Genomic DNA, 19,077 nt, shown 5'->3' with positions numbered 1-19,077 from the left:
GGGCTTGCCCAGCTGCTGACCCTTTGATATTATTTCGTTCTTCGTTGGCCCGGTAGCTCAGTTGGTAGAGCAGCGGATTGAAAATCCGCGTGTCGATGGTTCGATTCCGTCCCAGGCCACCAGGATTCAGCCCCAGGAAATCGCAAGATTCCTGGGGCTTTTCCTTTTCTAACGGGTACTGACGGGTATTCGTTGCTTCAGCGAGCGCGCAGGCAGACAGCGGGACGCGTTCGGCGGCGTTCGGCCTCGCGTGATAAAATCGCGCCAGTTCAAGGACTTGCGCGATGGGCGTCATCTGAGCATGTCACCTGATTCGCGCCAGGGTGTCGCGCGGCAAAGGCCGCCACCCGCACCGAACCCCTCGCCCGACGATTAACGGTATAAGCGCCCAGCGACTCTGCATGCGGAAGGCGCGGCCTATACTGCCTTGGGCCGGCAGCAATGCCGGCACGCGTCGCGCCGCGTTGCTTGCATGGCGCACCTCGCGCAGTGCGACGCGGCACTCTTCATTCACGGAGTTTCACGGTGATCCGCAAAGACGCCAAGCGTAGCGCTCTCGTGCTGTTTTCCGGCGGCCAGGATTCCGCCACGTGCCTTGCCTGGGCGCTCGATCGTTATGAAACGGTCGAAACGCTCGGCTTCGATTACGGTCAGCGGCACCGCGTCGAACTCGAATGCCGCGAAGGGTTTCGCCAGGCCGTCACGCGCGCGATTCCGGCGTGGGCCGGCCGCCTCGGTGACGATCACATGATCGACCTGTCGGTACTCGGCGCGATCAGCGATACCGCGATGACGCGCGAGATCGAGATCGAAGCCACGGCCAACGGTTTGCCGAACACGTTCGTGCCGGGCCGCAACCTGATGTTCATGACCATCGCGGCGGCGATCGCCTATCGGCGTGGTTTGCAGGTGTTGGTCGGCGGAATGTGCGAGACGGATTTTTCGGGCTACCCCGATTGCCGCGACGACACGATGAAAGCGTTGCAGGTCGCGCTGAATCTTGGCATGGACACGCGTCTGCTGCTCGAGACGCCGCTGATGTGGCTAGACAAGGCCGACACGTGGCGTCTCGCGCACGAGTTGGGTGGCGACGAACTGGTCGAACTGGTGCGCGTCGAGACGCATACCTGCTACGTCGGCGAGCGCGCGGAATTGCATGCATGGGGCTTCGGCTGTGGTGAATGCCCGGCATGCAGCTTGCGCAAGCGCGGCTATGAAGCCTATCTGGCCGGCGAAAAAGTCACCGAGCCGGGCTGACGGCGGGCGCCGCGGCACCTGCGCGCATCAGGCGATCATCTTCAGGAACATTCAGGAACACGAGGCAGAAAGCAGCATGACTTACGCGGTCAAGGAAATCTTCTACACGTTGCAAGGCGAGGGCGCGAATGCCGGGCGTCCGGCCGTGTTTTGCCGGTTCGCCGGCTGCAATCTGTGGTCGGGTCGCGAAGAAGATCGTGCCGACGCGGTGTGCCGTTTCTGCGATACCGACTTCGTCGGCACCGATGGCGAGAACGGCGGCAAGTACCGCACCGCTGAAGGTCTCGTGGCAATGATCGCATCGCTGTGGCCGCAAGGCGAGGGCGAGCGCTTCGTAGTCTGCACGGGCGGCGAGCCTATGTTGCAGATCGACCAGCCGCTGGTCGATGCGCTGCATGCCGCGAGCTTCGAGATCGCGATCGAAACCAATGGCTCGCTGCCGGTGCTCGACACGATCGACTGGATCTGCGTGAGCCCGAAGGCCGACGCGCCGCTCGTCGTCACCAAAGGCAACGAACTGAAGGTCGTGATTCCGCAGGACAACCAGCGCTTGTCCGAGTATGCGAAGCTCGACTTCGAGTATTTCCTCGTCCAGCCGATGGACGGCCCGTCGCGCGACATCAACACCAAGCTCGCGATTGACTGGTGCAAACGCCATCCGCAATGGCGCCTGTCGATGCAGACCCACAAGTATCTGAACATTCCCTGATTTGCCGTGCTGACGATTACACGAAAACTCGAATTCGACGCGGGCCACCGCATTCCCGATCACCGCAGCCAGTGCCGTAATCTGCACGGCCATCGCTATGTGCTCGAAATCACGCTGCAAGGCGATCTGGTCGACACCGAAGGCGCGCCCGATCGCGGCATGGTGATGGACTTCGCCGACGTGAAGTCGCTCGCGGTCGAGCATCTGGTCGACAAGTGGGATCACGCGTTCCTCGTCTACGAAGGCGACACGCAAGTGCGCGGCTTTCTGGAAAGCATGGCTGGTCACAAGACGGTCGTGCTCGACCGCATCCCGACAGTGGAAAATCTTGCCGCTGTCGCATTCGACATTCTCGCGGGCGTGTACGACGCGCACTACGGCGTGAATCTGCGCCTCCACAAGGTGCGTCTATACGAGACGCCGAACTGCTGGGCCGACGTGGTCCGCGACTAAACCCTCTGACGGCCGCCCGCGCCGCAAGGAAATCGCCTCGGCGGACGGCACAACCCTCGCGTTATTGTCCACGGTATGATCGCTCCGATAACCATACGGAGCGAGACATGCCGGTCACCGCATTGCGTCGCAGCAGGCATCCAGGCCGACACGGCCTGAGCCTCGATCTTTGCCCGAACCTTTGCCGCGGCCACGAGGCCAGCGCGCTTTCCAGCGTGCCAGACGATCTGTCCGATCACGATTGCCATCACCATCACCATCGCCACCACCTTCAAGGAGCGCGGCGATGAGCACCTTCACCAATCCTCTCAAGCAACGTCTGACCGAAACCGATCCGCTGTTCGGACTGTGGCTGTCGCTCGGCAGCGATGCCGCGGCCGAAGCGCTCGCGCACGCCGGTTTTGACTGGCTGCTGATCGACATGGAGCACGCGCCGAACGATAGCGGCGACGTCGCGTCGCAACTGCGCGCGATCGCCGCTGCGCATCTGCCGAGCGAGCCGGTGGTGCGCGTGCCCGCCAGCGAGGCGTGGCTCGTCAAGCGCGTGCTGGATGCCGGCGCGCGTACGCTGATGTTCCCGAACATCGAATCCGCCGACGACGCCGCCCACGCCGTGCGTCTCACGCAATATCCGACCGCTGAAGCGCTCGACGGCCAGCGCGGCGTCGCCGGCGTGGTGCGCGCGTCGGGCTACGGCATGCGGCGCGATTACGTGCAGACGGCCAACGCGCAGATCGCGACCATCGTGCAGATCGAGTCGGCCCGCGGCTTGCGGGAGGTCGAGCAGATCGCGGCGACGCCGGGTGTCGATTGCGTGTTTGTCGGACCGGCCGATCTGGCCGCGAGCCTCGGTCATCTCGGCGATTCGAAGCATGCCGACGTGCAGGCGGCGATGGCGCGCATCGTCAGCGCCGCCGGCAAGGCCGACATCGCGGCCGGCATTTTCGCCATGGATGTCGCGAGTGCGAAGCAGCATCGCGATGCCGGTTTTCGTTTCATCGCGCTGGCCGCCGACGTCATGTGGATGTTGCGCGCGACTCGCCAGGCGTTGCAGGAGGTCAGGTCATGAAGGGGAAGGTGCAACGTGTCGTCATGCGCGCGGCGGTCACGGCAGTGTTGCTGTCGAGCGGCGCGATGAATCTGGCGGCCTATGCGCAGGACCGGCCGGCGAAGTCGAACGATCCAGAGACGCAAACCGCGGTGGCCGACTACAACGCCGGCAACATGAGCGCGGCACTTGCCGAATTCCGCAAGGCCGCCGAGCGTGGCAGCCGGCTCGCCGAGTTCAACTACGCGATGATGCTGCTCAACGGTGAGGGCACCGCGGTCAATGTCGACGAAGGCAAGAAATGGCTGCGCAAGGCCGCCGACGCCAACATGTCGCATGCGCAATACGTCTACGGCAAGATGTACGACGACGGCGAGTTCGTCGGGCGCGATCCGGTCGAGGCGCACCGCTGGTTCCTGAAGGCCGCGCAACAAGGCCATGTGCAGGCGGAGCTGGCGCTCGCCAACCAGTTCCTCGACGGACGCGGCACGGAGCGCGACAACCAGCAGGCGTTCGTCTGGTACAAGAAGGCGGCGCAGGGCGGCGACATGACCGCGCAATACGTGACCGGCTCTTTCTACGAGCGCGGCGGCGACGGCGTCGACAAGAATCTGAACGTGGCGCGCGCCTATTACGCGGCCGCGGCGGCGCAGGGCGACCCGGCGGCGCGGCTGAAGTATCAACAGCTCAGCGCGCAGTTGCGGGATCAGAAGGAAGTGAAACCGCAGTAAACAAAAAAGGGGCGCTCCTGACGGTGCGCCCCTTGTGCATTTGGATTCTTCGTTCAGGCCTGCGCCTGCCGGCCTCGACCTCCGACAACCGGCGTCGCGCTAACTCTGCATGAGCCGTTTCTGCCGCGCGACACTCATGATGAGTCCGATCGCCACCCCCAGCGTGGTCAGCGCAGTGCCGCCGTAGCTCATGAACGGCAACGGCACGCCGACCACCGGCAAGATCCCGCTCACCATGCCGATATTGACGAACGCGTAGGTGAAGAACGCCATCGTCAGCGATCCGGCCAGCAGGCGCCCGAACAGTGTCGCGCCGTTGGCCGCGATGTATAGTCCGCGCGCGATCAGCAGCATGTAGAGCGTGAGCAGCACGACCCCGCCGGCGAGCCCGAACTCCTCGGCAAACACCGCGAAGATGAAGTCGGTATGCTTCTCGGGGATGAACTCCAGATGCGCCTGCGTGCCCTTCAGCCAGCCCTTGCCGAGCGGGCCGCCGGAGCCGATCGCAATCACCGCCTGAATGGTGTGGAAACCCTTGCCGAGCGGATCGGAGGTCGGATCGAGCAGCGTGCAGATGCGGTGCTTCTGATAGTCGTGCATCAGCGGCCATTGCACCTCGGGCTGACAGATCTTGTCCTGGAACGCCGCGATCGAGGCGACCGCGATCACGCCCGCAATCAGCACCGGCACGATCAGCTTGAAACTCAGACCCGCGAAGTAAATCACGAAGAGGCCGGCCGCGAACACCAGCACGGCCGTCCCCAGGTCGGGCTGCTTGGCGATCAGACCAACGGGCACCGCGAGGATCAACAGACCGACCAGATAGTCGTACCAGCGCATCACGCCTTCGCGGCGCTGGTAGTACCAGGCGAGCATTAGCGGCGTGGCGATCTTCAGGATCTCCGACGGCTGGATCACCACGCCGACGTTGATCCAGCGCTTCGCGCCCTTGCGCGTGAGGCCGAACATCGCGACCGCGACCAGTAGCGCGATCCCGAACGTATAGAGCGGGACCGCGAAGCGCATCAGCGTGGTGGGTGGCACATTGGCGAGCGCCCACATCAGCACGAACGTCAGCAGGATGTTGCGCAACTGGTCTTCCACGCGGCCGGGGACGTCCAGGCTCGCGCTGTACAGCGTGACGATGCCGACGCACAGCAGCAGAAATACGATCAGTGCGAGCGGACGGTCGAAGCCCGCGAACATCTGCTTGATGCGGTCGAGCCAGGCGCGCTTGTCGAATTGCATGCCTTTCTCCTTATTCGTCGATGCCGCCGGCGACCGGCTGGCGTGGCGACGTGGTCTGAATGGCGTTGTCGCGTGACGGGGCTGCGGCGGTCGGCGCGGAATCGCTGGCCGGGCGGGGTTGATGCGGAACGCCCGATTTACGCGGCGCTGTTTTTTTCGCGGCTGCGGACGCGGAGGCCGGCACCGGCGCCGACGCAGCTACCGCCACCGCTGCCGAAGCTGCTGCAGGCGCGGATGCGGCATTCGCGGCCGAGGCACCCGAAGCGGCGGCAGCCGCCGAAGCCGCTGCTGCCGCCGAAGCCGCGCCAGGTATCGGCAACGCGGTGAAACCCGCCGCGATCTTGACCGGCTCCGCCACTTCCTGCTGCGGCGGCGCGTCGCCGACTTGCGGCGCGGATGCGTCCTGCGTCGCCGATGCCGCGGCCGCGACCGCGGCCGCCTGGGCGCCCGGCTTGTTCTTGCCGACGAGGTAGTAGTCCAGCACCTTGCGCGCGATCGGACCCGCCGACTCCGCGCCCCAGCCGCCGTTTTCGACGATCAACGCAAGCGCTATCTTCGGCTGCTCGGCGGGCGCGAACGCTATGAAGAGCGCGTGGTCGCGCAGATGCTCGGCGACCGCGTGACCCTTGTAGTTCGCGCCCTGCAGCGAGTAGACCTGTGCCGTACCGGTCTTGCCGGCCGCCTGGTACTGCGCGCCGATGAACAGTTTGGACGCCGTACCGTTGGTCACGACGCCTTCCATCGCGCGCTTGATGATGTCGATGTCCGACTGCTTGACTGCGATCTTGTCGCTCGGATCGCGCACGACCGCGCGCGTTTCCTTGTTGATCGGGTTCTCGATGTCGCGCACGAGGTGCGGCTTCATCACGACGCCGTTGTTCGCGAGCGTCGCGGTGGCGTGAGCAAGCTGGAGAATGGTGAACGAGTTGTAGCCCTGGCCGATGCCGAGGCTGATCGTCTCGCCTTCATACCAGCGTTGTTGCTCGGGTTTGTGATACGCCTTGCGCTTCCATTCCGTCGACGGCAGGATCCCGCGCGCCTCGCCCGAGATGTCGATCCCGGTGATCTGGCCGAAGCCCCACGGCTTCATGAAGTTGGCGATGTTGTTGACGCCGAGATCGTGCGCGAGCATGTAGAAATACGTGTCGTTCGACACCACAATCGCTCGGTTCATATCGACCCAGCCCTGGCCCGAGCGCACGTCGTTGCGGAACGTGTGGCCGCCGAACGTGTACGAACCCGGATCCTGGAAGCCCCATCCCGGCGTGCGCTTATGCAGCGTCAGCGCGGCGAGCGCCATGAACGGCTTGTAGGTCGAGCCCGGTGGATAAGTGCCGTGCAGCGGCCGGTTCAGCAGCGGATGGTCCGGCGAGTTGTTCAGCTCGTCCCAGGTCTGCTGATCGATGCCGTCGACGAAGGAATTCGGATCGAAGCTCGGCGCCGACACGAACGCGAGCACATCGCCGGTCGACGGCTCGATCGCGACCAGCGCGCCGCGGCGGCCGGCGAACGCCTGCTCGGCGACTTGCTGCAGACCGATATCGAGCGACAGCACGAGGTTGTTGCCGGGCGTCGCCTGGGTGCGCGACAGCGTGCGCACCGGCCGGCCGCCGGCCGTCACCTCCACTTCCTCGAAACCGGTCTGGCCGTGCAGTTCGGTTTCGTAGCTCTGCTCGACACCGATCTTGCCGATGTAGTCGGTGCCTTTGTAGTTGTTCGCGTCCAGACGCGGATCGTAGTGGTCCGGATCGCTGTCGTTCTGGTCGCTGGCGTCGTCGATGCGCTCCTGGTCGCGCTGCGAAATCCGGCCGATGTAGCCGATCACGTGCGCCGCGGTCGGCCCGAGCGGGTACTGGCGGAACAGCCGCGCGCGCACTTCGACGCCGGGGAAGCGGAAGCGCTGCGCGGTGAAGCGCGCGACTTCGTCGTCGGTCAGGCGGGTGCGGATCGGCAGACTTTCGAAGTTCTTCGAGTCTTCCTGCAGCTTCTTGAAGCGGCGGCGGTCGCGCGCGTCGATCGACACGACGGTGGCCAGATTGTCGATCACGTTTTCGAGCGAGTCGTTCAGCTTCGACGGCGTGAGTTCGAGCGTGTAGGCCGAGTAGTTCTTCGCGAGCACCACGCCGTTGCGGTCGGTGATGATGCCGCGGTTCGGCACGATCGGCGCGACGGAGATGCGGTTCTCATCGGCCTGCAGCGAGTACTTGCTGTAGTGCCAGACCTGCAGGAACAGGAAGCGGAAGCCGATCAGCCCGAAGCAGACGAACACGAACAGGCCCGCCGCCGCGACGCGCAGGCGGAATTTCGAGAGCTGTTGCTGAGTGTCCTTGAATTCGGTCATGCGATTCTGCAAAAGGCCGGGTGACGGCCATCAAGAGTGTGCGCCCAATCCGGCCGGAACCGGGAGGCATGAACAGCGCTGCGCGTCGGGCGGGTCGGGCGGATGAGTTCCAGCAGAACGGAACGGCCGGCGAGCCCGATGCGGGATCAAATGGGCCGCGTATCGTCCGGATCGGCCGGGCGGCGTTGCGGCATTAACAACAGCACGCTGGCAATCGGCCACAGCGCGGCTTCGACGAAACCGTCGATCAGGTAACCCCAGCCCGGAAACGCCGCGCCCGTCAGCAGACGGATCACGAACGGCACCAGTTGCGCGGCGACCAGGAGCGGCATCACCGCGAAAGTCTGCACGCCGAGCGACATCCACAGCACGCGGCGGTGGATCGTGATCGCGCCATACGACAACAGCGTGTACGCCAGCGCGTGCTCGCCGAGCAGGCTGGCGTTGTGAACGTCCATCAGCAAGCCGAGGAAAAACGCGATACCCATGCCGACCTTGCGCGGCTGATGCACGTTCCAGAACAACAGTACGAGCGCGACGAAGTCCGGCACGCCGATGAGGCGGCCCCACGGCATCAGGTTCAGCAGGAACGCCGCGGCGAGGCTGAACGCGATGAAGTACGGATTGACCGGCTGCAGAATGTATTGCGGACGGTTCATGGCTGTGCCCCCGGCGCGGCTTGCGGCTTCGCGCTCTTCTCGGCGGCCGGCTTCTTCTCGGCAGCCGGCTTCTTGTCGGCGGACTTCTTCTCTGCAACCGCCGGTTTGGCCGGGGCTTTTTCGGCGTTTTTAGCGACGGCGGCCGGCTTTTCTGCGGCCGCTTTTTCGCCAGGCTTGGCCGCGGATTTGTCCGCCGGGGCTTTGCCGTCGGCCGGCTTGCCGCCCTTCTTCTTCGCTTCCTTCGCGACCGTGGCGGCGTCGGGTTCTTCGGCCGGACGCGGGGGCACATTGTTCACGTAGTGCAGCACCAGCAACTGACGCGCGCCGCGCACCGGTGCCACCGGCAGGCAGACCACGCGCGCGAACGCCGTATCGGCCTGCTTGTCGACCCGCACCACCTTGGCGACCGGCAGCCCCGGCGGATACACGCCGTCGAGTCCGCTGGTGACGAGTTCGTCGCCGGTCTGTACGTCGGCGCTGATCGGCACGAAGCGCAGGTCGAGCGTGTCGCCCTTCGGTGTACCGTAAATCACGCTGCGCAAGCCGGTGCGCACGATCTGCACCGGCACTGCCTGATCCTTGTCGGTCAGCAGCGTGACTTCGGCCTGCAGCGGGAACACGCGCGTCACCTGGCCGATCACGCCGTCTTCGTTGACGACCGGCGAGCCGTTCTGAATGCCCTGCTGCGCACCGCGCCCGATGACCACCTTCTGCGTGAACGGATCGCGCGTGTCGTACTCGATTTCGGCGGGCAGGGATTCCGTGGTGGAGCGCTGCGACAGTTGCAGCAGCGCGCGCAAATGGGCGTTTTCGGCGGCGAGTTCGGAAGCCGTGTTGGCTTGCTGCGAGAGCTGCAGATCTTTGGTGCGCAGCTTGTCGTTTTCGCTGCGCAGCGTGGCGCTGGTCACGGCCAGATCGGCGGCGCCCATGAAGATGTCGCGGGGCACGAGAGCCGCGCGTTGCAACGGATAAAGACCCGCGCCGAGCACGCCGCGAACGATTTCAAGCGTCTGGAAGCGTGCATCGGAGATCAGCAAGGCAATCGCCAGCACGACGAAAAACACCAGCCGTGCGAGTGCGGACGGGCCTTGCTTGAACAGGGGCGGCGGACTGTATTCCATGGTCGGCGCCGGGGGCGTGAGCAGTTGGGTGAGACGGCGGCGCGCGAGGGGCGCGTGGTCAGCGCGCGGAGGCTGGTTGGCCCAGCCAACGGCAAACCGGCCCGCAAGGGGCCGTGTGCCAGATCCGCGCAACTGACATGGAGAAAGGCTCGCTTACTCGTACGAGAAGATGCTGCCCAGCTTGTCCATGCGTTCGAGCGCCATGCCCGAGCCGCGCACGACGCAAGTCAGCGGGTCTTCGGCGACGAGCACCGGCAGGCCGGTTTCTTCGGCGAGCAGGCGATCCAGGTCGCGCAGCAGTGCGCCACCGCCCGTGAGCATCATGCCGCGTTCGGCGATGTCCGCGCCCAGTTCCGGTGGCGTTTGCTCCAGTGCGATCTTCACCGACGACACGATCTGGTTCAGCGGATCGGTGAGGGCTTCGAGAATTTCGTTGCTGGAGATGGTGAAGCTGCGCGGAATGCCTTCCGACAGATTGCGGCCCTTCACTTCCATTTCCTTGACTTCGGAGCCTGGGAATGCGGAGCCGATTTCCTTCTTGATGGCTTCGGCGGTTTGCTCGCCGATCAGCATCCCGTAGTTGCGGCGGATGTAGTTGACGATGGCTTCGTCGAACTTGTCGCCGCCCACGCGCACCGAGCCCTTGTACACGATGCCGCCGAGCGAGATCACCCCGACTTCGGTCGTGCCGCCGCCGATGTCGACGACCATCGAGCCGGTGGCTTCCGACACCGGCAAGCCGGCGCCGATCGCGGCGGCCATCGGTTCTTCGATGAGATACACCTGCGAGGCGCCCGCGCCGTGCGCGGCTTCCTTGATCGCGCGGCGCTCGACCTGGGTCGAACCGCACGGCACGCAGATGATGATGCGCGGCGACGGCGAGAACATGCGCGACTCGTGCGCCGTCTTGATGAACTGCTTGATCATCTGTTCGGTGACGGTGAAATCGGCGATCACGCCGTCCTTCATCGGGCGGATCGCCTCGATGTTGCCCGGCACCTTGCCGAGCATCTGTTTGGCTTCCTTACCGACTGCCTGAATGGTTTTCTTGCCGTTGGGACCGCCTTCCTGGCGGATCGAAACCACCGACGGTTCGTCAAGAACGATGCCCTTGCCACGCATGTAGATGAGCGTGTTGGCGGTGCCGAGATCAATCGCCAGATCGTTGGAGAAGTAGCTGCGCAAAAAACCGAACATTCAAAATCCTGTCTCGCTGGGGGCCGGGCCTCGCAACGTATGCGTAGGGCGGCAGCGGAAAAATAACAGCTTCAACCTGGCGGGAGTTGCGCCACAGGAACTTGAAGCTGCGAGGGAGTCTACCGGAGGCCGTTGCAAAGCCAATGCGGGAAATTCCGAACGATCTTTGGGAATTGTTCAGAAAGGCCTTGGTAAGTCGGTCCGGGTTTGGGTCGAACGCGTAATCATACCTTATAATTTTGGTTGTTTTGAAGGAAACGGATGGCACTTTTGCCACCGCCGCCCCCTTTTCCGACTTGTCCGATCGCGTCGTAACTTGCTGTCGCAGCGTCGTTTTTCCGCGCTGCGGCTGCCCACCACATTTTCCGGTGACTGCATGGCTCTGACCCTGACCGATGTTAAGCGCATCGCGCATCTTGCGCGGCTCGAACTGGCCGACGCCGACGCTGAGCACACGCGTGCCCAGCTCAACGATTTTTTCGGCCTCGTCGAGCAAATGCAGGCGGTCGATACCACCGGGATCGCCCCGCTAGCCCATCCGATCGAGCAGATCGAAGACGTCGCGCTGCGTCTGCGTAACGACGCCGTAACTGAAACCGTCGAACGCGAAGCTTTCCAACGCCCGGCGCCGGCTGTGCAAGATGGCCTGTACCTCGTGCCGAAGGTGATCGAGTAAGACCCGCGCGGCAAGCCCGGCGCGGCTCGCGAGCCCGCGGCAGGGCGCTCCGCGCAACGGGCGCGCGTGTCCGCCATCGCCGGGTTCCCGGCCAGGCTCGCCGGCGGGCAGCCGAACGCCTCCACGGCAGCGTGACTGCGCTGCCGCGCTTTCCAGGATAAAACGCAATGCATGAAAAGAGTCTGACCGAACTGCGCGCCGCACTGTCGGCCAAGGAATGCTCCGCAGTTGAACTGGCGCAGCTGTACCTGAAGCGGATCGACGCGGCCAATGGCCTGAACGCGTTCATCCAGGTCGATCACGAGCTGACGCTCGCGCAGGCAAAAGCTGCCGACGCGCTGCTCCACACCGGCCATGCCGGTCCGCTGGTCGGCCTGCCGATCGCGCACAAGGACGTGTTCGTCACCAAGGGCTGGCGCTCCACCGCCGGCTCGAAGATGCTGGCGAACTACGAAAGCCCGTTCGACGCCACCGTGGTCGCGCGCTTGCAGAACGCCGGCATGGTGTGCGTGGGCAAGACCAACATGGACGAGTTCGCGATGGGCTCGTCCAACGAGAATTCGTACTTCGGCCCTGTGCAGAATCCGTGGGACCGCAAGTCGGTGCCGGGCGGTTCGTCGGGCGGCTCGGCGGCGGCCGTGGCCGCGCGTCTCGCGCCCGCCGCAACCGGCACGGACACCGGCGGCTCGATCCGTCAACCGGCGTCGTTCTCCGGCATTACCGGCATCAAGCCGACCTATGGCCGCGTGTCGCGTTACGGGATGATCGCGTTCGCGTCGTCGCTGGATCAGGGCGGCCCGATGGCGAAGAGCGCCGCCGACTGCGCGACGCTGCTCAACGCGATGGCCGGCTTCGACGAGCGCGATTCGACCAGCCTCGTGCGCGACGACGAAGACTACACGCGTTACCTCGGCAAGCCGTGGAAGGAAGACGGCGCGGACAAGCCGCTCGCCGGCTTGCGCATCGGCCTGCCGAAGGAGTACTTCGGCGCGGGTCTGGCCGACGACGTGCGCGCGTCGATCGACGCGGCGCTCAAGCAGTACGAAGCACTCGGCGCCACGCTCGTCGATGTCTCGCTGCCGAAAACCGAACTGTCGATCCCGGTGTACTACGTGATCGCGCCGGCCGAGGCGTCGTCGAACCTGTCGCGTTTCGACGGCGTGCGCTTCGGCCATCGCGCCGCTGAGTACCGCGATCTGCTCGACATGTACAAGAAGTCGCGCGCCGAAGGCTTCGGTCCGGAAGTGAAGCGCCGCATCATGGTCGGCGCGTACGTGCTGTCGCATGGCTATTACGACGCGTACTACCTGCAGGCGCAAAAGATTCGCCGCATTATCGCGCAGGACTTCCAGGAAGCGTTCAGGCAGTGCGACGTAATCATGGGACCGGTCGCGCCGTCAGTGGCGTGGGATCTCGGCGCGAAGGGCGACGATCCGGTGCAGATGTATCTGGCCGACATCTACACATTGTCGGTGAGCCTCGCCGGTTTGCCGGGCATGAGCGTGCCGTGCGGCTTTGGCGCGGGCGCGAATGCGCAGCGTCCGGTGGGTCTGCAGATCATCGGCAACTATTTCAATGAAGCCCGGATGCTGCAGGTGGCCGACGCGTTCCAGCGCGCGACCGACTGGCACCGCAAAGCACCGGCAGGAGTGTGAGCACCATGGCCAAACAATGGGAAGTCGTGATCGGTCTGGAGACCCACGCGCAACTGTCGACTCAATCGAAAATTTTCTCGGGCGCAGCCACGCAGTTCGGCGCCGCGCCGAACACGCAGGCCTGCCCCGTCGATCTGGCACTGCCGGGCACCTTGCCGGTTATGAACCGCGGTGCGGTCGAGCGCGCGATCCAGTTTGGTCTCGCGATCGGCGCGACGGTGGCGCCGCGCAGCATCTTCGCGCGCAAAAATTATTTCTACCCCGATCTGCCCAAGGGCTATCAGATCAGCCAGTACGAAATTCCCGTCGTGCAGGGCGGCCAGGTGACGATTCAGGTGCCGGCCAATGAGAAGGCGGGCAAGGAAGCGTACGAGAAAGTCGTCAACCTCACGCGCGCCCACCTCGAGGAAGACGCGGGCAAGTCGTTGCATGAAGACTTTGCAGGCATGACCGGCATCGACCTGAATCGCGCCGGCACGCCGCTGCTCGAAATCGTCACCGAGCCGGAAATCCGCAGCGCGGCGGAAGCGGTGGCTTACGCGAAGACGCTGCACACGCTCGTCACGTGGCTCGGCATCTGCGACGGCAACATGCAGGAAGGCTCGTTCCGTTGTGATGCGAACGTGTCGGTGCGCCCGGTCGGTCAGGCGGAATTTGGCACGCGTGCCGAGATCAAGAACCTGAATTCGTTCCGCTTCCTCGAAGAAGCGATCCAGTACGAAGTCCGCCGCCAGATCGAATTGATCGAAGACGGCGGCACGGTGGTGCAGGAAACGCGTCTGTACGATCCGGACAAGCGCGAAACGCGTTCCATGCGCAGCAAGGAAGACGCGCACGACTACCGCTATTTCCCCGACCCCGATCTGATGCCGCTCGTGATCGACGCGGCATGGGTCGAGCGCGTGAAGGGCGAGATGCCGGAGCTGCCGGTGGCGATCCAGCAGCGCTTCGTGTCGCAATACGGCCTCACGCCGTACGACGCCAACGTGCTGACCGCGAGCAAGGCCATGGCCGCGTACTACGAAGCGGTGGTCGGCAAGGTCGGCCCGGCCAACGCGAAGGTCGCGGCAAACTGGCTGATGGGCGAAGTGTCGTCGCAGCTGAATCGCGAAGGGTTGGAGTTCGACGCTTCGCCGGTGTCGTCCGCGCAACTCGCGCTGCTGCTGCAACGCATTGCCGACGGCACGATCTCGAACAAGATTGCGAAGGAAATCTTCCTCGCGATCTGGGAAGAGAAGGCCACCGACGAAGCCGCTGCCGATCGCATCATCGAAGCGAAGGGGCTCAAGCAGATTTCGGATACCGGCGCGCTGGAAGCGATCCTCGACGAAGTGCTCGCCGCGAACCAGAAGTCGGTCGAGGAATTCCGCGCCGGCAAGGAAAAGGCGTTCAACGCGCTGATCGGTCAGGCGATGAAGGCGACCAAGGGCAAGGCCAATCCCGCGCAGGTGAACGAACTGCTGAAGAAGAAGCTGTCCTGAGTTGAAGAGGCATGGCCCGGGCGTTCGCGCGCGGGCCACCACGGGCTGTTGCCGGAAACGAAAGTGTGGCAACGGCCCGTTTCATTTTGTGGGCCCGCTTTTGCGACGCCCGAACGCAGATCAGGGAGTGTGTGGATGGCGAAGCAACCCGAACTCGACGATTTCCGCGTGCCGTATTTCGACGACGGCAAGAAAAAAACCAGGTTCTCTCTCGACGACTTCGACCCGGGCGCGAAGCCATTTTCAACCGGCTCAAAAGACACGGACCGCGATCGGCTCGCGCAGATCGGCGCGCAACTCGAGATGCAGCAGGAGTGCCTGCACGCGCAGCAGAGGCGTCGCGTGTTGCTGGTGCTGCAAGGCATGGACACGAGCGGCAAGGACGGCACGATCCGCGCGGTGTTTCACGAGGTCGATCCGCTCGGCTTGCGCATCGTGCCATTCAAGGCGCCGACGCCCGTCGAACTCGCGCACGATTTTCTATGGCGCGTGCATTCGCAGGCGCCCGCCGCCGGCGAGCTGACGATCTTCAACCGCAGCCACTACGAAGATCTGCTGGTGCCCACCGTGCGCGGCGAACTGGATGCGCGAGCCTTCGAGCAGCGCTGCTGCCACATTCGCCAGTTCGAAGAGATGCTCGCGTATAGCGGCACGACTATCGTCAAGTGCATGCTGCACATTTCGAAAGACGAGCAGCGCGTGCGTCTGCAAGCGCGTATCGACGACCCGAGCAAGAACTGGAAATTCGACGTGTCCGATCTCGAAGCGCGCAAGCAATGGGACACGTATCAGTCGGCCTACCGCGACGCGCTCGCGATGACGTCGACCGACTACGCGCCGTGGTACGTGATTCCGGCCGACTCGAAGACGCATCGCAACGTGATGGTCGCGCAGTTGTTGCTGCGCGCGTTGCAGGAGCTGAGGCTCGAATATCCACCTCCCAAGGAATCGCTGAAGGGTATCAAGGTCGAGTGACCTGGCCCGTTAGCCCAGATAACGAATCGAACATGAAAGGAACGACATGTTGCGTGTGATTACCGCCAACCTGAACGGCATCCGCTCGGCGGCGAAGAAAGGCTTTTTCGAATGGTTCGGCGAACAGAGCGCCGACGTGCTGTGCGTGCAGGAAATCAAATGCTCGCAGGACGACATGACGCCGGAATTCATGGCGCCGCATGATTTCACCGGCTACTTTCAGCACGCGGTGAAAAAAGGCTATAGCGGCGCGGGCGTCTACACGCGTCACGAGCCAGACGAAGTAGTGATCGGTTTCGGCAGCGAGGAGTTCGATCCGGAAGGGCGCTATGTCGAGCTGCGTTTCGGCAAGCTGTCGGTGATTTCGGTGTACGTGCCGTCGGGTTCGAGCGGAGACGAACGTCAGCAGGCCAAGTTCCGTTTCATGGACGAGTTCATGCCACATCTCTCCGAACTGGCCCAGGAGCGCGAAGTGATCGTGTGCGGCGATGTGAACATCGTCCACAAGGAAATCGACATCAAGAACTGGAAGAGCAACCAGAAGAACTCGGGCTGCCTGCCGGAGGAGCGTGCGTGGCTGACCAAACTGTTCGACGACGTGGGCTACGTCGACGTGTTCCGCACGCTCGATCAACGGCCGGAGCAGTACACGTGGTGGAGCAATCGTGGCCAGGCGTACGCGAAGAACGTCGGGTGGCGGATCGATTATCAGATCGCGACGCCGGGCATCGCGAGCAAGGCGAAACACACCGACGTGTTCCGCGATATCAAGTTCAGCGACCATGCGCCGCTGACGGTCGACTACGATCACAAGGTCAAGAAGTAAGCGCTTCCCGGTCCGCGCCGCTCAACTTTAGTCGGCGGCTGTTTTGCGGCGTGGGCGTCCGATGCCCGCGTAATCAGGCAGCGCATCCACGGTCGTGCCGATCGCCTTCGCGTAGAGCGGCAGCATGTCGGGCAGACGCTTGATGATGTCCTGACGACGCGCCGGCGTGTACGGATGCACGTAGATGAAGCCGCGATCGCGATCGCCGCGCGTCGCTTGCGCGAGCTTGTCCCACAGCGTGACCGCCGCGCGCGGATCGAAGCCCGCGCGTGACGCGATATCGCTGCCGATCACGTCGGCTTCGGTTTCGTCGGTGCTCTCGTACTTCATTTCCAGGAGGCGCGAGCCGATGCCGAGCGGCGCCGCGCCGAGATCGGCCAGCCCGAACAGTTGGGGGATCGTGCCGGACGAATCGAGCTGGCTGGCCTGGAGCTGGCCAAGCCGCTCGCGCGCATGCTCGCGCAGCGCATGCGCGATCTCGTGGCCGATCAGCATGCCGAGTTCGTTGTCGTTCAGACGCAGGCGGTCGAGCAGTCCGCCATAGACGACGATCTTGCCGCCCGGCAGGCAGTACATGCGGATATCAGTCGAGCGCACCACCGCTACATCCCACTTCCAGCCTTTGGCCCGCTCGTTCCATTTCAACGAGTACGGAATCATCCGCTCGACGATCGATCGGACGCGCGTGACGTGCGCGTCAGTGTCGCCGTACAGGCGCTTCGCGTGTTCAGCGCCATAGGCAATCTGCTCGAACTCTTCGGCGGCTTGCGCCTCGAGCATCGGTGATGGGATCAGGTTGCGGAACACCAGGTAGTCGCCGTAGCGCAACTGCGTATTTGAAGTGTTCGGCGTGTACGGCGGCGGGGACGCAGGCGGCGCCGACGTCGCGGCGGGTGTCTTGGCGGTAACGGGCGGCTGGGCCTGGGGTGCCGCAGAGGGCGGCGTGGCGACAGGCGCGCTGCCGGCGTTGGGCGAGCTGGTAGGGTTCGTCGCTGTAGGAGCGCTGTTCGGCGTCGCCGCCGTCGCGCTGTCGGCGTTTGCTGCGGCAGCCGTGGCCGCTGCGGATTTCGCGGTCGGCGCGGTTGCCGCTCCGGTCGCGGTGGCCGGCGTGGTGGCCGCTGCAGGCGCTGCCGCGCTGGCCGCCGACGTGGCCGCGTACGCGCTCGACGGCATCACCAACGCGAGGCTGCTCGCAAAGCCGAGCGCGCATGCCGCACGCAGCGCCGCGCGGCATGCGTTGAACTTGAACGATGGCGCGCGCTTCATGCATAGGCGCCGCGCGCGGATCGGGAGTTGCGCTTTCACGACTGCTCTCTCCACGGCGCGATCCGCAACAGAAGCAGCATGCCGGGCAACGCAAGCGCGGTACACACGATGAAGTAGTCGAACCAGCCGATCTGCGCGACCACGTAGCCGCTCGCCGCCGATGCCAGCGTGCGCGGCACCGAAGCCAGGCTCGTGAAGAGCGCAAACTGGGTGGCCGTGTAGCGCGGGTCGGTGGTGCTCGCGATGTACGCGGTGAACGCCGCCATCGTCAGGCCAGTGGCGAAGGTTTCGAAGCCGTAGACGAGCGCCAGCGCGACCGAGCGCGGCTCGAGCTGCACGGCCCAGTCGATGCCCACCAACGCCAGCAGCTTCGTCGTGCCCTCGCTGAGCCAGACGGCAATGTCGTAGATCGCCGCGAGACCGGGCGACGCCGGGCCGAGATGCGCGAGCCACGCAAAGCCGAGCGTCGATACCATCTGCAGGATGCCGAAGATCCACAGGCCCCGGCCGATGCCGATCTTCATCAGCCAGATTCCGCCGACAATACCGCCCGCGAGACTCGCGCCGAACGCGGTGGTCTTCGCGATCACGCCGATCTGCGTGCGCGAAAAACCGATGTCGAGAAAGAACGAGGTGGACAGCGTGGTCGCCATCGTGTCACCGAGCTTGTACAGAAAGATGAAGCCGAGCACGAACAGCGCGCCGCGCCAGCCGTCGCGCTGAATAAATTCCCTGAACGGCTGCACGATCGCATCGCGCAGGTTCTTCGGCGGCGTGCCGTGCACTTTGGGCTCGCTGACCACCAGCGTCATCACCATGCCCGGCAGCATGAACGCACCTGTGACGATAAAGACAATGGTCCACGGCAAATGATCGGACAGAATCAACGCGAGCGAGCCGGGCACCAGCGCCGCGATCTTGTATGCGTTCACATGCACCGCATTGCCGAGACCCTGCTGCGTATCGCTCAGCAACTCACGCCGGTAAGCGTCGATCGCGATGTCCTGGCTCGCGCCGAAAAACGCGACCAGCGCCGTCAATGCCGCGACGGTCCAGATCGAATCGCGCGGCGACACGAAGCCCAAAGTCGCGATCGCGCCGCCCACCAGAACCTGCGTGACGAGCATCCAGCCGCGCCGTCGGCCCGGCCGCCAGCCTGGCAAGCGCGGCACATAGCGGTCCATCAGCGGCGCCCAGATGAATTTCCACGTATACGGGAACTGGATCAGCGCAAAGAGGCCGATTTCCTTCAGATTGACGCCTTCGGAGCGTAGCCACGCCTGCACCAGGTAGACGAGCGTGAACAGCGGCAATCCCGACGTGAAGCCGAGAAAGACGCAGATCAGCATGCGCGTATTCAGGAACGCGCGCCAGCCGGGATGTTCTTCGTGAGCGGTAAGTGCAGGCGCCTCGTGCGGCGGGTTCGACATGTGG

17 protein-coding genes and 1 tRNA gene are annotated in these 19,077 nt (G+C 64.3%); 11 read left to right on the top strand and 7 right to left on the bottom strand.

Annotated elements, in window-relative coordinates; translation table 11 throughout:
- Positions 1-46: 46 nt before the first annotated feature.
- The 6 genes from P0D89_RS02000 to P0D89_RS01975 all read left to right on the top strand — a co-directional run bounded on the left by P0D89_RS02000 (position 47) and on the right by P0D89_RS01975 (position 4,198).
- Positions 47-122 (top strand) — tRNA-Phe (locus P0D89_RS02000).
- Positions 123-525: 403 nt separating this feature from the next.
- On the top strand, positions 526-1,257 hold the full coding sequence (gene queC / locus P0D89_RS01995) for a 7-cyano-7-deazaguanine synthase QueC (RefSeq protein ID WP_408356554.1): 732 nt from the start codon (positions 526-528) through the stop codon (positions 1,255-1,257).
- A gap of 76 nt (positions 1,258-1,333) precedes the next feature.
- Entirely contained in the window at positions 1,334-1,966 is a 633-nt protein-coding gene (gene queE / locus P0D89_RS01990) for a 7-carboxy-7-deazaguanine synthase (protein WP_408356756.1), read from the top strand.
- 9 nt (positions 1,967-1,975) lie between these two features.
- On the top strand, positions 1,976-2,419 hold the full coding sequence (gene queD / locus P0D89_RS01985; RefSeq protein WP_408356758.1) for a 6-carboxytetrahydropterin synthase QueD: 444 nt from the start codon (positions 1,976-1,978) through the stop codon (positions 2,417-2,419).
- Between the two features lie 286 nt (positions 2,420-2,705).
- Positions 2,706-3,488, top strand: a complete 783-nt coding sequence (locus P0D89_RS01980) for an HpcH/HpaI aldolase family protein (protein ID WP_408356556.1) — start codon at positions 2,706-2,708, stop codon at positions 3,486-3,488.
- Positions 3,485-4,198, top strand: a complete 714-nt coding sequence (locus tag P0D89_RS01975; protein WP_408356558.1) for a tetratricopeptide repeat protein — start codon at positions 3,485-3,487, stop codon at positions 4,196-4,198. Before P0D89_RS01980 ends, P0D89_RS01975 begins: the two co-directional genes overlap by 4 nt.
- Before the next feature lie 99 nt (positions 4,199-4,297).
- Here P0D89_RS01975 and rodA read toward each other — a convergent pair whose 3' ends face one another.
- The 5 genes from rodA to P0D89_RS01950 form a co-directional block, all read right to left on the bottom strand.
- Positions 4,298-5,446 carry a rod shape-determining protein RodA gene (gene rodA / locus P0D89_RS01970; RefSeq protein ID WP_408356560.1) on the bottom strand — a complete coding sequence of 383 codons (1,149 nt, stop codon included), beginning with the start codon at positions 5,444-5,446 and terminating at the stop codon, positions 4,298-4,300.
- A gap of 10 nt (positions 5,447-5,456) precedes the next feature.
- A complete protein-coding gene (mrdA, locus tag P0D89_RS01965; RefSeq protein WP_408356562.1) occupies positions 5,457-7,787 on the bottom strand; it encodes a penicillin-binding protein 2 in 2,331 nt (776 codons plus the stop codon).
- Between the two features lie 146 nt (positions 7,788-7,933).
- Positions 7,934-8,446 (bottom strand): rod shape-determining protein MreD, encoded by a 513-nt coding sequence (mreD, locus tag P0D89_RS01960; RefSeq protein ID WP_408376066.1) that lies wholly within the window; start codon positions 8,444-8,446, stop codon positions 7,934-7,936.
- The gene (mreC, locus tag P0D89_RS01955; protein ID WP_408356566.1) at positions 8,443-9,567 is read right to left on the bottom strand and encodes a rod shape-determining protein MreC; all 1,125 of its coding nucleotides are present in this window, start codon (positions 9,565-9,567) and stop codon (positions 8,443-8,445) included. The genes mreD and mreC overlap by 4 nt, the downstream gene beginning before the upstream one ends.
- A 153-nt stretch (positions 9,568-9,720) precedes the next feature.
- The gene (locus P0D89_RS01950; protein ID WP_004189550.1) at positions 9,721-10,764 is read right to left on the bottom strand and encodes a rod shape-determining protein; all 1,044 of its coding nucleotides are present in this window, start codon (positions 10,762-10,764) and stop codon (positions 9,721-9,723) included.
- Positions 10,765-11,140: 376 nt separating this feature from the next.
- Between P0D89_RS01950 and gatC the strand changes: the two genes are divergently transcribed.
- The 5 genes from gatC (at position 11,141) to P0D89_RS01925 (ending at position 16,377) form a co-directional block, all read left to right on the top strand.
- Complete coding sequence (gene gatC / locus P0D89_RS01945) at positions 11,141-11,440, top strand: Asp-tRNA(Asn)/Glu-tRNA(Gln) amidotransferase subunit GatC (RefSeq protein ID WP_074762686.1); 300 nt, start codon at positions 11,141-11,143, stop codon at positions 11,438-11,440.
- A 167-nt stretch (positions 11,441-11,607) separates the two neighbouring features.
- On the top strand, positions 11,608-13,095 hold the full coding sequence (gene gatA / locus P0D89_RS01940) for an Asp-tRNA(Asn)/Glu-tRNA(Gln) amidotransferase subunit GatA (protein ID WP_408356568.1): 1,488 nt from the start codon (positions 11,608-11,610) through the stop codon (positions 13,093-13,095).
- 5 nt (positions 13,096-13,100) lie between these two features.
- The gene (gatB, locus tag P0D89_RS01935) at positions 13,101-14,576 is read left to right on the top strand and encodes an Asp-tRNA(Asn)/Glu-tRNA(Gln) amidotransferase subunit GatB (RefSeq protein ID WP_408356570.1); all 1,476 of its coding nucleotides are present in this window, start codon (positions 13,101-13,103) and stop codon (positions 14,574-14,576) included.
- A gap of 135 nt (positions 14,577-14,711) precedes the next feature.
- Positions 14,712-15,551 (top strand): PPK2 family polyphosphate kinase, encoded by an 840-nt coding sequence (locus P0D89_RS01930; protein ID WP_408356572.1) that lies wholly within the window; start codon positions 14,712-14,714, stop codon positions 15,549-15,551.
- A 46-nt stretch (positions 15,552-15,597) separates the two neighbouring features.
- Entirely contained in the window at positions 15,598-16,377 is a 780-nt protein-coding gene (locus P0D89_RS01925; protein ID WP_408356574.1) for an exodeoxyribonuclease III, read from the top strand.
- Between the two features lie 27 nt (positions 16,378-16,404).
- Here the strand turns inward: P0D89_RS01925 and P0D89_RS01920 are convergent, their stop codons facing one another.
- Together P0D89_RS01920 and P0D89_RS01915 are read right to left on the bottom strand one after the other, a co-directional pair.
- Positions 16,405-17,643: a M48 family metallopeptidase gene (locus P0D89_RS01920; protein WP_408376069.1), complete on the bottom strand. Its 1,239-nt coding sequence runs from the start codon at positions 17,641-17,643 to the stop codon at positions 16,405-16,407.
- A 35-nt stretch (positions 17,644-17,678) separates the two neighbouring features.
- Positions 17,679-19,073, bottom strand: a complete 1,395-nt coding sequence (locus P0D89_RS01915; RefSeq protein ID WP_408356576.1) for an AmpG family muropeptide MFS transporter — start codon at positions 19,071-19,073, stop codon at positions 17,679-17,681.
- Positions 19,074-19,077 lie beyond the last annotated feature (4 nt).

The sequence above is a fragment of the Paraburkholderia sp. RL18-085-BIA-A genome (assembly GCF_046027075.1).
Taxonomy (GTDB): Bacteria; Pseudomonadota; Gammaproteobacteria; order Burkholderiales; family Burkholderiaceae; genus Paraburkholderia.
This window is presented reverse-complemented; position numbering and strand designations above follow the sequence as displayed.

Bases quoted from the DNA above. Each gene is read 5' to 3' on its own strand.
- P0D89_RS01925 (WP_408356574.1), top strand. From the start codon at position 15,598: ATGTTGCGTGTGATTACCGCCAACCTGAACGGCATCCGCTCGGCGGCG.
- mrdA (WP_408356562.1), bottom strand. From the start codon at position 7,787: ATGACCGAATTCAAGGACACTCAGCAACAGCTCTCGAAATTCCGCCTG.
- P0D89_RS01950 (WP_004189550.1), bottom strand. From the start codon at position 10,764: ATGTTCGGTTTTTTGCGCAGCTACTTCTCCAACGATCTGGCGATTGAT.
- mreC (WP_408356566.1), bottom strand. From the start codon at position 9,567: ATGGAATACAGTCCGCCGCCCCTGTTCAAGCAAGGCCCGTCCGCACTC.
- P0D89_RS01915 (WP_408356576.1), bottom strand. From the start codon at position 19,073: ATGTCGAACCCGCCGCACGAGGCGCCTGCACTTACCGCTCACGAAGAA.
- gatC (WP_074762686.1), top strand. From the start codon at position 11,141: ATGGCTCTGACCCTGACCGATGTTAAGCGCATCGCGCATCTTGCGCGG.
- P0D89_RS01920 (WP_408376069.1), bottom strand. From the start codon at position 17,643: ATGAAGCGCGCGCCATCGTTCAAGTTCAACGCATGCCGCGCGGCGCTG.
- rodA (WP_408356560.1), bottom strand. From the start codon at position 5,446: ATGCAATTCGACAAGCGCGCCTGGCTCGACCGCATCAAGCAGATGTTC.
- P0D89_RS01930 (WP_408356572.1), top strand. From the start codon at position 14,712: ATGGCGAAGCAACCCGAACTCGACGATTTCCGCGTGCCGTATTTCGAC.
- gatA (WP_408356568.1), top strand. From the start codon at position 11,608: ATGCATGAAAAGAGTCTGACCGAACTGCGCGCCGCACTGTCGGCCAAG.
- mreD (WP_408376066.1), bottom strand. From the start codon at position 8,446: ATGAACCGTCCGCAATACATTCTGCAGCCGGTCAATCCGTACTTCATC.
- queE (WP_408356756.1), top strand. From the start codon at position 1,334: ATGACTTACGCGGTCAAGGAAATCTTCTACACGTTGCAAGGCGAGGGC.
- gatB (WP_408356570.1), top strand. From the start codon at position 13,101: ATGGCCAAACAATGGGAAGTCGTGATCGGTCTGGAGACCCACGCGCAA.
- P0D89_RS01975 (WP_408356558.1), top strand. From the start codon at position 3,485: ATGAAGGGGAAGGTGCAACGTGTCGTCATGCGCGCGGCGGTCACGGCA.
- P0D89_RS01980 (WP_408356556.1), top strand. From the start codon at position 2,706: ATGAGCACCTTCACCAATCCTCTCAAGCAACGTCTGACCGAAACCGAT.